This is a genomic window from Stieleria magnilauensis (assembly GCA_007753675.1).
In the GTDB taxonomy this organism is placed as follows: domain Bacteria; phylum Planctomycetota; class Planctomycetia; order Pirellulales; family Pirellulaceae; genus Stieleria; species Stieleria magnilauensis.
The window spans coordinates 3,810,279-3,824,650 of the sequence record CP036432.1; the positions used below are offsets into that span (position 1 = coordinate 3,810,279).

The following is a 14,372-nucleotide window of genomic DNA, read 5'->3' on the forward strand; positions in this document are numbered from 1 at the left end:
ATCGCTTCGTGCGATCGGGGTGTGCAGCTGTCTCGTGGCCTGTGGTTGCTGGCGTTGCTGACGGTTTCGGCGACCGTCTGTCACGCGCGGGGCAGGCCGTCGCCGGAGGCGTCCTCGCAATCCGCCGCGTTTCAGTGGACCGATTCGCAATGGGGCCGCGTGTTGTTGATGAAGGATTACAACACGCGGATCGTGATCTTCGGCGTCGCGGTGCTCGGCGGGGCCTCGGGCTTGGTCGGCAGTTTTACGCTGTTGCGCAAGCGTGCCTTGATGGGCGATGCGCTCAGCCACGCCAGTTTGCCGGGGATCGCGATCGCGTTCATCGCCGCCAATTGGTTCGGCGGAGACGAAAAATCCCTGCCGTGGTTGCTGGTCGGTGCGACCGCCAGCGGGTTGCTGGGTGTTGCGGTGATTCTGGTGATCCGCAACCAAACACGGCTGAAGGAAGACGCGGCGCTGGGCATCGTGCTCAGTGTCTTTTTCGGTGCCGGCGTCGCGCTATTGGGTGTGATCCAGCAGATGGACACGGGACACGCGGCGGGTTTAGAAGGTTTTATCTATGGCAAGACCGCTTCGATGCGGGCGGCCGATGCGCGATTGATCGCCATCACTTCGCTGATCGTGATCGCCGGTTGCCTGTTTCTGTTCAAAGAACTCAAACTGCTGTGTTTTGACGAAGGGTTTGCGGGGGCGCAGGGGTTTCCCGTGATCGCGCTCGATGCCGGCTTGATGACGATGGTGGTCCTGGTGACGATCGTCGGTCTGCAGGCGGTGGGATTGGTGCTGATGATCGCGTTGCTGGTGATTCCGGCGGCGGCGGCGCGGTTCTGGACCGAAACGATGTGGCGGATGATGCTCTGGGCGGCGGTGCTGGGGACCGGCGGCAGCATCGTCGGTGGATTGGTCAGCGCGCTATTCCCGGGACTCCCCTCCGGTGCGATGATCGTCCTGGTGTGTTCAGTGTTTTTCTTCGTCAGCATGATGCTGGGAACGCGACGCGGCGTGATCATCCGCTTGATCCGCCGGATGCGGCTGAACCGTCGAATCGATCGCCAGCATTTGCTGCGGGCGATGTATGAACAACTCGAAAAATCATCCGGCGGGCCCGACCACCCGGGGCTGGCCGAGCGCACCAACCGACGCATTTCTGTCAGTCTTGACAAGTTACTTTCGATGCGAAGCTGGTCGCGGCGACGCTTGAGCCGGGCGATCGAGCGGGCGGTCGAAGACGAGTTGCTGCGGATCCAAGACGGTGCCTGCAAATTAACCCAAGCCGGATTCACCGAGGCGGCACGGCTAACCCGTCAACACCGCTTGTGGGAAATGTATCTGATCGCCTACGCAGACGTCGCGACGGCCAACGTGGATCGCGACGCCGACAAGATCGAACACGTGTTGGCACCGGAAGTGATCGACCAACTGGAAGACTTGTTGGATGAACAAGGCATGACGATCCCGGTGCCGCAAAGCCCTCACGGCCCCCTCGGCACAGGCGAAACACTCGGCACAGGCGAAACACTGGACGGCCAGGGAGTCGACGCCGACGGTTACGCCGGCTCGGAGCGACAGCGCGACGCCTCGGGGGGACCTCAGTGATGACCGGCGAACCGCTCGTTGCATGGATCGGACAGATGCTTCCTCTCGGTTTTTCGTGGAGCTGGGGTCTGGACGGCTGGATCGTGGTGATCGGCAGCCTGGCGGCCGTCGCGTCATCGCTGCTGGGAAATTTTTTGGTGCTCCGCAAGATGAGCATGTTGGGCGACGCGATCACGCACGCCGTGCTGCCGGGGATCGCGGTGGCTTTTTTATTGACCCAGACCCGCAGCAGTCCGGCGATGTTTGTCGGTGCCGTGATCGTCGGGCTGTTGACGGCTGTGTTTACCGAATGGATTCGCGGCGCCGGGGGTGTCGACGAAGGCGCTTCGATGGGCGTCGTGTTCACGTCCCTGTTTGCGCTGGGGTTGGTGATTTTGGTCCAAACCGCTGACGCGGTGGACTTGGATCCGAATTGTGTGTTGTACGGATCGATCGAGTTGACGCCGCTCGATACAGTCTCAGTCGGCGGTCGCGACGTGCCCCGAGCGGCGGTCGTCCTTGCGGTGGTGACTGTGGTCAACGCGTTGTTCGTCTTGCTCTTTTTCAAGGAACTGCGTTTGACCTCGTTCGATCCGGCGCTGGCGACGACGATGGGTTTTTCGTCCAAGTGGATGCACTACGGGTTGATGATTCTCGTCTCGGTGACGGCGGTCGCGTGCTTCGAAAGTGTGGGCAGCATTTTGGTGGTCGCGATGTTCATCGTGCCCGCCGCGGCGGCTTACATGTTGACCGATCGGTTGGGCGTGATGATTGCGATCAGCGTCGCGTTGGCGATCGTGTCGGCGGTCCTCGGCCATGTTTTGGCGCTCAGCGTTCCGGCCTGGATGGGGTACCGCAGCACGACGACGTCGGGCATGATCGCGGTTGCCGCCGGAGGTCTGTTCTTTGCGGCCGCGACGCTCGGCCCCAGGCACGGCGTGTTGGTGAAATTGGTCCGACGCCAATTGTTGTCGCTTCGCATCCTCTGCGATGACATCGTCGCGTCGCTGTTTCGGGGCGAAGAACTGGAACAACCACCGCCCACGGCGACCTGGTTGGCCGGGGAGTTGTTCGCTTCCAACTGGTCCATGAAGACCGCCCTGGCGATGCTCCGCCGGCGCGGTGAAGTCGCCGATCAGGACGATCGATTGCAATTGACCCACGTCGGACGCGAACGGGGACAACGGTTGGTCCGGTCACACCGATTGTGGGAACAATACCTGGTCGACCGGGCCGGCAGCGGTGCCGAGAGGATTCATGACCAGGCGGAACGATTCGAGCACTTCACCGACCGCAATCTGCGCGACGAGCTGGCCAAAGAGACCGACACACCGGTCGAAGACCCGCACGGCCGGCCAATTCCCGATGAGAGTTAAAAAGTCCCCGCTGATGGCCTAATTCGTGGCCTACGGTTTTCCTAGTGCTTTGCCAACTTTGAAGTTTCGGGTTGCAATTGTTAGCGGAAAAGGGGCCGTTTTCCCCGGCCCCCCTCAGTTCGAAGCTGACGGAGCACAAGGGCGTGCCTGCGAGAGTCTGCGGGCCACCGGTCAACCACGAATCAATCAGATAGGACGATGGCTACAATTCCCGCTAAACGCAGCAGAACGCTTGTTGATTCGGAGGTCCAGGGCAGCCTGGTCCGCCGTGTGGCGTTGCACTGGGTTGTGTTCTTTGTTTGCAACACGATCGCACTGACGTTCTGGATCCGGTTGTTTGAGCAACCCGATGCCGATTGGGGACAGACATTCGGCGACACCATTCGTCGGTTCTTGCCGTTCTTCGTGATCACGGTCGCGTTGATCCCGGCGTTTGTCTGGGACACGTTGAAGCTGAGCCATCGCTTTGCCGGCCCGATCCTGCGATTGCGCAACACGCTCAAGGACATCAAGGCGGGTCGCGCGGTTGCCCCGTTGAAATTCCGCGACAACGATTTTTGGCAAGAGATGGCGTGCCACTTCAACGACGTCATGCGGCTCCGCGACGCCGACGGTCAACCGAAACCGGTGGAGTCCGACACCGACGAGACAGGGAGGGAACCGTCCAATGCATAACCCCTTCAAACGCAGTTCGATTCTCGGCGTGCGAAGTGGTCGCCGGAAACGAGACGGGGTTGCTGCGGTTGAATTCGCGGTTTGCTTGCCTGTGATCGTGCTGCTGGTTTTCGGATCGATTGAGGCGTCCAGCTTCATCTTTCTCAAACAGTCTCTCAGCGTCGCCTGTTACGAGGCCGCTCGAGAAGCCTCGCAGTCAGGCGGCACGGAGGCGGAAGCGGACGCGCGTGCCTCGGCGATCCTGGAATCCCGACGCGTCAATGACTTCGAGATTCGATTTCCCACCGGCGTGGACGAGTTGCAACGTGGCGAACAAGTCGTCTGTGAAGTCTCGGCCCCGACACGAACCAACAGTCCGATCGCGGGCGAATTTGTCACCAACCGAACACTGGTCGCCCGCGTCGTGATGTTGAAGGAATAGATCAACCGTGCCCCATCCCACTGATAAACCTGATAATCCAAATCGTTTCCATCCCATGGTCAAGCACCGTTTGACGCGTCGCCGGCAACGCCGCGGTGCGATGCTGGTTTTAATCCTCGTGATGCTGATCGGGTTTCTCGCCACGGTCGCCTTTTCGGTCGACATCGCACACATGCACCTGTCGAGAACGGAATTGCGTTCGGCCACCGACGCGGCATCTCAAGCGGCTTCACAAGAACTGTCCAAGACCTTTGACACGTCGCTGGCGATTCGCAGGGGCCAGGAGATCGCGTTGCTCAATCGAGTCAACGGGCAGCCGCTGCAGTTGGAATCCCGTGATTTCGAATTCGGTCGCAGCGATCTCGATGCCGACGGACGCTTCGTCTTTCGCCAAGGCGCGACTCCGCTGAACACCGTCCGCGTGACCGGCCGACGCACCAGCGGCTCCGCTTCCGGAGCCATTCCGTTGTTGTTCGGAAACGTGTTAGGGTTCAACACGTTTGAACCCGAGATGACCGCGGCGGCAACGTACATCGAACGCGACGTCGTTCTGGTGGTCGACCGCAGTGGGTCCATGAGAGGAACCAAATTCGCCAATCTGCAAACAGCGATCGGCGTGTTCGTCGCCACACTCGAAACCACTCCGGTCAACGAGCAAGTCGGCTTGGCATCCTACAGCCAATATGCCACCGAAGATGTCTCGCTGACCACCAATCTGGTCGAGGTGACCGACGGGTTGTCCGCCCTGATCACCAGTGGCCGCACCAGCATCAGCCGCGGGATGAAAGCCGGTGCGGCGATCATGAAGGACGGTCGCGATGAGGAGTTCGTCGAGCGGACGATGATCGTGATGACCGATGGATTGCACAACGAAGGCCCCGAGCCGAGCACCGTGGCAAGAGATTTGGCAGCCGATCGGATCCAAATCCATACCATCACCTTCGGCCGCGGCGCCGACCAAAACCGCATGCGGACGGTCGCGCAAATCGGCGGAGGCAAACATTTCCACGCGCTCAGTGCCGCCGAACTGATCGAGGCCTATCGTGAAATCGCTCTCACCCTGGGAACGGTGATCACAGAATGACAGCCACCAACCATTCAGCGACGGCGACAAACCGGAGTGACAACCACGTGAACGCCCCCACGGATTTCCAGACCGACGCCCGTCTCCGATCCGATATGCAACCGCGCGACCAAGTGCAGACCGATAATCGAGTCAGTCGCCGGCGAGTCAGCCGACGACGCGTTAACAGAAGATCAGGGCATCCTCGACGCGGTGCGGCGATGGTCGAGTTCGCGATCGTCGCTCCGCTGTTGTTTTTCTTTTTCTTCGCGGCCTTTGAATTCTGTCGCGTCTCGATGATTCGACACACCGTCGACAACGCCGTGTACGAAGGGTGTCGCAAAGCGATCGTCCCCGGGGGCACCGCGTCGGACGCGCGGGCCGCGGCCAACCACGTGCTGGGAACCTTGGGACTGCAGAAGGCCACGGTCAACGTCTCCCCCGCCAAGATCAATAACCAGACGCCCGAATTGACCATGACCATCGAGGTCTCGTTGGACGCCAACACCTTTGTGCCGCCCCAATTCACCGGCGGCAGAAAGATCATCCGAACGCTGACGATGAAGCGGGAAACCGCCAATCTGTAGGTCCGACGCAAGCTGGAAGCGTACGCCACGACGCGAACGCAAGCCTGGAAGCTTACGGCACGACGGCAATGAGCTACACTGGTCGCTTCTCCCACTCGCGGTCGCCGGACTGCGAACCGGGATCTCCGCTCCAGTCTTTTCAATGCAGTCCGATGGGAATCCGCTTTTCGTGTCACGGTTGTGCGAAACCGTTGAATATCAAAACCGAGTTAGCGGGCCGTCGTGGACTGTGCCCCGAGTGCGGCACCAAGTTTCGCATCCCACTGACCGACGCTGAGTTCTCGACGCCGATCGCCCCGACCGGCACCCAGGCGGGAAAGGCAGTCACCCCGAACGAACCGTCCGCCACCGCAACCGCACCGCAACCGGCGACGCCCAACACGGCGATCAAGCAAAACGAGGCCCCCCTGCCGTCCGCAACGGCATCGCCGTCCGCAACGGCATCGCCGTCCGCAGCGGCATCGCCGTCGACCGAGGCATCAGCGTCGCCAGCGGACGCACCGCAAACCGATCCGATTCCCGGCGGTCAGCAACCGGCGACCAACCAAGTGGCGACCACCGACGCGGCGAATGCCGACGCAGTGCACCCTGCCGCGGGCAACTCCACGGTCCCATCAGCCGGGGAACCGGATTTGCTGTCCAGCGAATCGACCGCTACCTGGTACGTCCGTCCACCCAGCGGGGGACAATACGGGCCCGCCACCTCGGCGATGTTGAAGGTTTGGATCGACGAGGGACGCGTAGCGAAGACCGCGTTGCTGTGGAAAGACGGCTGGCCGCAGTGGCGTGAAGCGTCCGAGGCGCTGCCCGAAATCGCCGACTCCCTGCCCGGATCGCTGTCACTGGAAACCGCCGAACCGTTCCCCGACGGCCCCGGCGGGTCGAAATTGACGACGCCGATCGCCCATGAAAAGACCAGCCGGATCCATTCTGATTTCGCCGGTGATGCAAAAATCGGTGCCGTCCGGCGAAAACGCTCCTCACGGCGGATCACCTTGGTCGCCATTCTCGCGGCCCTGGTCGTCGGCTTGATCGTCACCCTATTCCTGGTGGCCTCCACCAGTAGTTGACGCGAGAATTGGGTCGGAACCGTGCCCGACGACTTTCGTACTCTTTGCCTGATCGGCTAAAGTGTTCCAAGATTGAGCACTGTCTTCTTCAGCACTGTCTTCCCGTCTTCACCTGACCATCGCGGAGTCCCCAAGATGCGAAACCGATATCCAGCCCTTCGCCCCGTCGTCCTGATCGCAGCGTTCCTTTCGTCGGCCGCCTTTGTCACCGGCAGTCCGGCCACTGCCGAAGACGCGGAGAAAGCTCCGGAGTCGGTCAGCGTGTTTGACAAAGCCGAGTTGAAGGTTCCCGCGGAATTCAAACGGACGCAACCGGCTTCCCGGATCGTTCAGCATGAGTTCAAGGTCGGCGAAGGTGACTCGACGGCGCGATTGACGATGATGGCGGCCGGCGGTAGCGTCGACGCCAACATCAAACGCTGGAAAGGTCAGTTTTCCGGCGGCGACGAAGCGGACCAGAAAAGCGAAAAGATGGACATCGGCAAATGGACGGTTCACATCGTCGATGTCAGCGGCGCCTATGCCGAGCGGATGGGCGGTGGTCCGTTCGCCGGAGGCAAGGTCGTCCAACGCGAAAACTACGCCATGGCCGGCGCCATCTTGATCGAGCCGGAAGGACGCCAATTCTTCATCAAGATGATCGGGCCGGCCGACGTCGTGAAGGCCAACCGTGAAAAGTTTGTGGCGATGGTCAAGTCGATCGGTCAGTGAGACCGAGACATCACTGAATGGGTTTCAAGCACCGCTCTTGAGTTTCTGAGCACGAGGCAATGATTCGAATATGAATATCCAGAGTTTGCTTGAGCACCACGGGATCATCCGCAATCCGTTTGCCGAAGAAGACGCCCAGACGGATCAGGTGTTCAAGGAACACTGCATTGCCAACGCCTACCATCCCGTCTGGGACAAGGTTTACGGCGATCCCGAGGAACCGTCGACCGCGATCGTGTTCGGCCCCAAGGGGTCCGGCAAGACAGCGATGCGGTTGCAGATCCGGCGGCACCTCCAGAAGTTCAATCAAGAACACCCCGCCGAACGGGTCTACACGATTGCCTACGACGACTTCAATCCGTTCCTGGATCATTTCAGTGAACGATTGAGCCGACGCACCAATCGCAAGCCCGAACGTGTGCTCAAAGAATGGAAGCTGTGGGACCACATGGATTCGATTCTGTGTCTGGGCGTCACCAAGCTGGTCGATCAGATCTTGAAAGCCGACCACGTCGAAGACGGGATCGATCGCCAGGCACTCTCAAAGCTGGACCGAACGGCGTCGCGTGACTTGCTGTTGTTGGCCGCCTGTTACGACCAGTCCAGCGACGGCTCGTTCACCGATCGTTGGAATGACCTGCGACGCCACCTCGGTTACAACAACGTGGTGGCAAAAATCAGCTGCTGGTTCGCCTGCGTCTGGAGCGTGATCGTCGCCTGCGGATTCGTTTACCTGATGTTCACCTCATCTGGTGGCGGTGATGCCGCCGCGGCCGAAGGCGGCGAAGTGGTGGCGCCCAAAACGGTTTGGGATTACCTTTGGTTGGCGCCCCTGTTGATGTTGATCGGGTCGGCACCCTACCTGCTGCGTCTGCTGAAAACGTGGTGGGCGGCGTTTCGGATTCGTCGACACATGCGAGTCGGGAAACGGGAAATCGGCACCACGCGCAAGCTGCTGCATTGGATTCCCACCAAAGAATTGGCCAGTCAACCGTTGCCGCGTTACGATCGGACTGACGACCGCTACGAATTGCTGAACAAGTTTCAGTCGGTGATCGATCGACTCGGCTATTCCGGCATGATCGTGCTGATGGACCGCGTCGACGAACCCCACATGACCGGGGGCAAGACCGAGTTAATGCGTCTGTTTGTTTGGCCGCTGTTGGACAACAAGCTACTCAAGCATCCCGGGATCGGATTCAAATTGATGCTGCCCCAGGATTTGCACCGAGACATGGAACGCGAGTCACGTGACTTCCATGAGCGCGCCCGACTGGACAAGCAAAATGTGATTCCGTCGTTTCAATGGACCGGCGAATCCCTCTATGATCTGGCGCGGGCCCGGATGATGGCCTGTGCGGCGCCGGGGCAATCGCCCGAGCCGAAGGACCTGTTTGCGGATCTGGATTACGCACGGATCATCTCCGCATTCAACTCACTGCGCGTGCCCCGGCATCTGTTTCGATTCCTGTATCGGGTCTTGGTCGATCACTGCAATCGATACACCGACTCCAATCCCGAGTACAAGATTCGCTCGGAGACGTTCGAAACCGTCCTGGCCGTCTACAGTCGTGAAGTCGACTCCAACACGCTGTGAGCGATCCAGTGCAGCGTCCGGTCCACGATCCGGCGCAAGGCTCGGGCGGACCGGCCGCGGCGACGTGGCAAAGCAAAGCCGCCATGATTGTGCCGCTGCTGGTGTTCTTTGTCTTGGCCGCAGCGATCGACACCAGCCCGGTCCGCGACGGCGACACCATCAACGCCCAGGCGTACTTGATTTCCGTCATCGCTCGGGTCGTGGCGATGTCGGCGATGATGCTTTGGTTCGGCAAAGAGATCGTCCGCCAGTTTCCGTTGGCGATCGATCGCTGGGGATGGATCGTCGGCATCGTCGGCGCGGCGGTTTGGATCGGCGTCTGTTCGCTCGATCTGGAACGCCAACTCATCGAGGCCGTGGGACTATCGGACGATTGGTTGCCCCAACGCGAAGGGGTCAATCCGTTTGCGACGTATCAACCGGGATTCGAGCTGATCGGTTTTCTGATGGTGCGATTCACCTTGCTGGCGGTTTGCGTCCCGATCGCGGAAGAATTGTTTTTGCGTGGGTTTGTGATGCGGGCCTTCGAAGCGGAAAATTGGCCCGCACTGCCGCTGCACGAAATCGGCCGTAACGGTTTGATCGTCGGTACCGTCTACGGAATCGCGACACACCCGGCCGAGTTCATCGCCGCGGCGTTGTGGTTTTCGTTGGTCAGCTGGCTGATGGTGAAAACGGGAAAGTTTTGGAATTGTGTGATCGCACACGGTGTCACAAACTTGATCTTGGGCATCTATGTTTGCCTGACCGGCACCTGGCATCTTTGGTAGTGATCAACGCCATGCACTTGAAGACCCGCGATCGCCAAGACGAATGGATGGACGAACCGGACATCGATTCGACCTTGCACGCCGATGCCTTGCGAGGCCTTTCGCGAGTCAATCGGCTCAGCGGCGCGGTGCGTTCGATTTGGAATCCGATTGCCGAGGTGGCGCGGAAGCGGACCGGGGGTCCGATTCGGGTGCTCGATGTCGCATCCGGCGGCGGTGACGTCGCCATCGGAATCAAGCAACTGGCCGATCGCAAAGGTTTGGCGATGGACGTCGTCGGCTGCGACATCAGCCAGACCGCGGTGGAATTTGCCGGGGAAAACGCGAAACGCCGGAACGCGGACGTTACGTTTGTCCAGCAAGACGTGCTCGGCCAAAATTTGCCATCGGACTTCGACGTCGTCTATAGTTCATTGTTCCTCCATCACCTCGAATCGACCGATGTGGTTCGTCTGTTGGGTTCGATGCGGGCCGCGGCACGACACCGAGTGGTGATCAGTGACTTGTTGCGATCTCAGCTGGGCTACGTGTTGGCCAAGTGGGGCATACGGCTGCTGACGACCAGCAAGGTCTGTCACGTCGATGGTCCATTGAGCGTGCGCGCGGCGTTGACGATGCCGGAAGCGATCGAATTGGCATCGCAGGCCGGGTTGACGCCGGTTCGTATCCAGCGGAGATGGCCGGAGCGGTTTTTGATGGTTTACGACATTGAAGCCACCTCGCAATGATCCGACTTCGCAATGATCCAAGAATTGGCCGCGACGACGACCCGACAGCAAGCGTCTCAAGAACGCTGGGACGCGGTGATCGTGGGCGCGGGGATCGCGGGATCGTTGGCCGCGCTGGGGCTGGCCCGGCTAGGCCGTAAGGTCTTGCTGATCGAGCGGACGACGTTTCCACGTCACAAGGTTTGCGGCGCCTGCCTCAACGGCGACGCCATCGCCGGACTTCGCGGCGCCGGGGTCTGGGATCCGATCGAAGCACTCGGCGGGCATTGGCTGAGCCAATACAGCATTCGCAGCGGATTGAACCGGGCGAATTTAGAACTCCCCGGCGGACATGCGGTTTCACGATTCGCGATGGACCGCGTGTTGGCCGAGTCCGCGATCGCTGCCGGCGCACAATTTTTAAGCGACACGGCGGTGACGATCGGCAGCGACCCTCCCGACAGTCCGACACGCTCACTGCATGACAACGACGGCCATCGCTATCATGCTTCCGTCTTGATCGCGGCCAACGGTTTGGCCAGCAAGCCGGCTTCGGGTGATCCCGACGACCGGCTGGTCGTACCGGCGGATTCACGCATCGGCTTGGGCGCCCATTGGACGCAATCGGACGACCCGCGAGGCCCGATGCACTTGTCCAGCGGAGTGATCTACATGGCGATCGCGGAAACCGGATACGTCGGCTTGGTGGTCACGGAGAATCAGGTGATCAATCTGGCCGCGGCAGTGGATCGGTCCGCGGTCCAAACATCCGGGCCGGCGGAGGTCTGTCTTCAAATCCTGCGCTCCTGTGGCTGGGATCTGACCAAACAGCTTCAAACGACGCATTTCCGAGGAACGCCCACGCTGACGCGTCGCCGCAAGATCGCGGGGGGGCACCGGCTGTTCTATGTCGGTGATTCGTCCGGTTACGTCGAGCCGTTTACCGGTGAAGGCATGGCGTGGGCGATCCGCGCCGGGTTGGCGGTCGTGCCACGAGTCGATGCCGCAATCGACCGCTGGACGCCGGATCTTCCCCAGCGATGGACCGAGGACTTGAAACAGACGTTGGGAAAACAGCAGTGGCGTTGCCGGATGATTTCCAGGTTGCTCCGCCACCCCGTGCTGGTGCGGCACACCGTCGGTGCCCTGTCTCGATTCCCGCGATTTGGCCGATTTGCCGTCCAGCAGATCCATCGCGACCGTCGACAAGTGCTACAGGAGCTTCACTCCGAAGCGCGCCAGTCGGGGGCAAGTGGGGATGCTGCGTGAGCCGCGGAACCTCTCGATTGGCTGGATTGCCGGCTCTTTTGGCCGTGCCCGGGCCCGCAGGCCATTTTCGGCTTGCCCGTGGTCGTGAATTTGCTAGGCTTTGGGGCTCGCAGTTGGCCGAGCCGAAGCGCCGGCCGAGACATCCATTCACAATTTTCTAACGGCCGATCAAGTCGGCGCAAACTTTTGGAGAACCGACTAGGTGGGTACCAAGAAGACCGGTAAAGGGCGACGAAAAGTAGGACGAAAGAAACGACGCATGCGCAGCAAGATTCGGCATCGCAAGAAGTAGACGCCTGCGGTGATGACAAGTGAACAAACGGCTTCGACCGCCATCGGGGCCGTTTTTTCGTGCGCGGTCGGGTGGTTTCAGGTTTCAGGTTTCAGGTTTCAGATCGCTCCCACTGGGAGAGTTCAGCGTAGCAAAGAGAGGGTTTTCTCTGCTCGGAGGGACGCGACTCTGACCGGCGAAGTGAACACCGCGATTGACCGTTCGACCTCCCCTCGCTTCGCTCGACCGGCCTGCCGGAAGGGTGGCTTCACATTTTGCGACACATGTAGACCCCCACGGGCTTGGTCGTAGTCGGCCCGGCTGGCCCTTCCCGGCTGTGATCGGTTTGACTTCAGTTGGGCGTCGGACGCTGCAACTCCCAACCGGTCTTGACTGATTCCTCGCCCAACCTCGTCTCGACCGGGTGATTGGCGATCTTGTAGGATGCGCGTTGTCGGCGTCGCGATTGCTCGAATCGCGACGCGTCCTTTTTTCCCTTAGTTACAAGAGACTGGTTCTACCCGGATGGGATTGTACGAACGTGATTACGGCCGCGAGGATGAATCGCCCTGGGATCGGCACATGCGATCACAATCCCAGATGCCCAAGAGCATGACGATCATCTTGGTGATCATCACCGTGGCGGTCTTTCTGGTCGACGTGTTCACGGCCAAAACGGTCGGGCAAGGCGAAACGGTCAGCCGGTTGATGCCCTGGTTCGGCTGCTGGAAACAAACGCTGTTGCAGCCCTGGATGTGGCACCAGTTCCTGTCCTACGGGTTTCTGCACTCGTTGGAGACGCCGTTTCATGTCGGCTTCAACATGTTCGGTCTGTTCATCTTCGGCCGGTCGGTCGAAGAGCGGATGGGACGCTACGAGTTTCTGCGGGTTTATCTGGTTTCGATGTTTCTCGGCGGTATTGCGGGCTGCCTGACGTACTGGGTGATGGGCGTACCATCGGGCGTGGTGATCGGTGCCAGCGGCGCGGTCAGCGCCGTGACGATCCTGTTCGCCTGCTACTACCCCCACGCGAACATCCTGTTGATGTTTATTTTTCCCGTCAAAGCTTGGGTGGTCGCCGTTTTCTTTGTGATCAGCAACTTGTTCGGTTCATTGTCGATGCTGTCCGGGCCGGCGGGCCAGGACAGCGGTGGGACGGCCTTCACCGTCCACCTGGCCGGAATCGCATTTGCCTTGGCCTATCACTACCAACGCTGGAATCTGAGCTGGCTGGACGTTTCCAAGCACCGAAATCGCGTGGGCCGATCGGTCAAACGAACCAAGTTAAAACTGCACGACCCCGACGCCAAACTGCGGCGGGAAGAAGACGACGTGGACCGAATCCTGGCCAAGATCCACGCTTCCGGTGAAGCCAGCCTGACGCGGGCCGAGCGACGGACCCTGGAACGACACAGTCGCCGGAAACGCGAGAGCCGCAAGTGAGACCGGTGCGTTGCCGTCGTTTGGTTTCACGATCGGGTCAGGATCTGTCCTGGCGAGATTGATCATGCAGGACGAGTTCCTGAGCTACACACCACCACGTCACCATGAGGGTTCCCGATGAGTTCACCACCCGTTTCGTTCAGGCTCGCTCGTTCCACTCGCACACGCTCAGGCGTGGCACTCGTCGCACTGCTGGGCGGCCTGTTGGGTGGCCTGCTGGTTGCTTCGCCGCTGTCAGCGGCAGACGCTGACAAACCAATTGCCGTCGGTGACAAGGCGCCTGATTTCGAATTGCCGGTCCAAGGCAAAAACGGATTCGTGACGCTCTCGCAGCTCAACGAGCAGGGTCCCGTGGTGGTCGTCGTTCTGCGGGGTTATCCGGGGTACCAGTGTTCGATCTGCAAGCGACAGGTCGGCAACATCATCAATCGAGCCAAGGCACTCGCCGCAGCGTTGGGCGATCAACCGAATCGTGTGCTACTGGTTTATCCCGGCAACGAATCCAGCGCCGAACTGGATCGACTGGCCACACAATTCATCGGTGGACGCAGGATGCCCGATCCGCTGGTGATGGTCTGCGACCCGGGGATGGAGATGGTCAAATCGTGGGGGCTTCGCTGGGACACACCTCGCGAGACCGCCTATCCGGCGGCGTACGTGATCGGTGCGGGACGCCGCGTCGAGTGGGCCAAGGTCAGCGATTCACACGCCGGTCGCGCCTCGGTCGATGACATCTTGAAGGCGCTCAAGAACCTGTAGTGCTCCGTCAACATTTAGATTGACGGTGCCGCTCGTGTTTGTCATTTCCCGTTCCCTTCCAATTATCCGGCGACCGCC

At 60.4% G+C, this 14,372-nt stretch carries 14 protein-coding genes; all 14 read left to right on the forward strand.

The annotated features are described in order from the left end of the window. The first annotated feature begins 21 nt into the window (after positions 1-21). Entirely contained in the window at positions 22-1,596 is a 1,575-nt protein-coding gene (locus tag TBK1r_RS13455; RefSeq protein WP_419581313.1) for a metal ABC transporter permease, read from the forward strand. Then, positions 1,596-2,951 (forward strand): metal ABC transporter permease, encoded by a 1,356-nt coding sequence (locus TBK1r_RS13460; RefSeq protein WP_419581314.1) that lies wholly within the window; start codon positions 1,596-1,598, stop codon positions 2,949-2,951. Before TBK1r_RS13455 ends, TBK1r_RS13460 begins: the two co-directional genes overlap by 1 nt. 198 nt (positions 2,952-3,149) lie before the next feature. Further along, positions 3,150-3,626 carry a hypothetical protein gene (locus TBK1r_RS13465; RefSeq protein WP_419581315.1) on the forward strand — a complete coding sequence of 159 codons (477 nt, stop codon included), beginning with the start codon at positions 3,150-3,152 and terminating at the stop codon, positions 3,624-3,626. Beyond that, a complete protein-coding gene (locus tag TBK1r_RS13470) occupies positions 3,619-4,047 on the forward strand; it encodes a TadE/TadG family type IV pilus assembly protein (protein WP_145211303.1) in 429 nt (142 codons plus the stop codon). Before TBK1r_RS13465 ends, TBK1r_RS13470 begins: the two co-directional genes overlap by 8 nt. Positions 4,048-4,054: 7 nt before the next feature. Beyond that, on the forward strand, positions 4,055-5,131 hold the full coding sequence (locus TBK1r_RS13475; RefSeq protein WP_419581316.1) for a VWA domain-containing protein: 1,077 nt from the start codon (positions 4,055-4,057) through the stop codon (positions 5,129-5,131). A gap of 200 nt (positions 5,132-5,331) precedes the next feature. Continuing rightward, positions 5,332-5,697, forward strand: coding sequence for a TadE family protein (locus tag TBK1r_RS13480; protein WP_419581317.1), 366 nt, complete (start codon positions 5,332-5,334; stop codon positions 5,695-5,697). 191 nt (positions 5,698-5,888) lie between these two features. After that, positions 5,889-6,767, forward strand: coding sequence for a DUF4339 domain-containing protein (locus tag TBK1r_RS38585; RefSeq protein WP_419581318.1), 879 nt, complete (start codon positions 5,889-5,891; stop codon positions 6,765-6,767). Between the two features lie 135 nt (positions 6,768-6,902). After that, a complete protein-coding gene (locus TBK1r_RS13490) occupies positions 6,903-7,478 on the forward strand; it encodes a hypothetical protein (protein ID WP_145211305.1) in 576 nt (191 codons plus the stop codon). 70 nt (positions 7,479-7,548) lie between these two features. Beyond that, on the forward strand, positions 7,549-9,075 hold the full coding sequence (locus tag TBK1r_RS13495) for a hypothetical protein (RefSeq protein WP_145211308.1): 1,527 nt from the start codon (positions 7,549-7,551) through the stop codon (positions 9,073-9,075). After that, complete coding sequence (locus TBK1r_RS13500; protein ID WP_145211311.1) at positions 9,072-9,845, forward strand: CPBP family glutamic-type intramembrane protease; 774 nt, start codon at positions 9,072-9,074, stop codon at positions 9,843-9,845. The genes TBK1r_RS13495 and TBK1r_RS13500 overlap by 4 nt, the downstream gene beginning before the upstream one ends. Before the next feature lie 11 nt (positions 9,846-9,856). Next, a complete protein-coding gene (locus tag TBK1r_RS13505) occupies positions 9,857-10,573 on the forward strand; it encodes a methyltransferase domain-containing protein (RefSeq protein WP_145211314.1) in 717 nt (238 codons plus the stop codon). Between the two features lie 12 nt (positions 10,574-10,585). Continuing rightward, positions 10,586-11,821, forward strand: coding sequence for an NAD(P)/FAD-dependent oxidoreductase (locus TBK1r_RS13510; RefSeq protein WP_145211317.1), 1,236 nt, complete (start codon positions 10,586-10,588; stop codon positions 11,819-11,821). Positions 11,822-12,674: 853 nt separating this feature from the next. Beyond that, the gene (locus TBK1r_RS13515) at positions 12,675-13,535 is read left to right on the forward strand and encodes a rhomboid family intramembrane serine protease (RefSeq protein WP_419581319.1); all 861 of its coding nucleotides are present in this window, start codon (positions 12,675-12,677) and stop codon (positions 13,533-13,535) included. A 117-nt stretch (positions 13,536-13,652) separates the two neighbouring features. Beyond that, positions 13,653-14,294: a redoxin domain-containing protein gene (locus tag TBK1r_RS13520; RefSeq protein ID WP_145211325.1), complete on the forward strand. Its 642-nt coding sequence runs from the start codon at positions 13,653-13,655 to the stop codon at positions 14,292-14,294. Positions 14,295-14,372 lie beyond the last annotated feature (78 nt).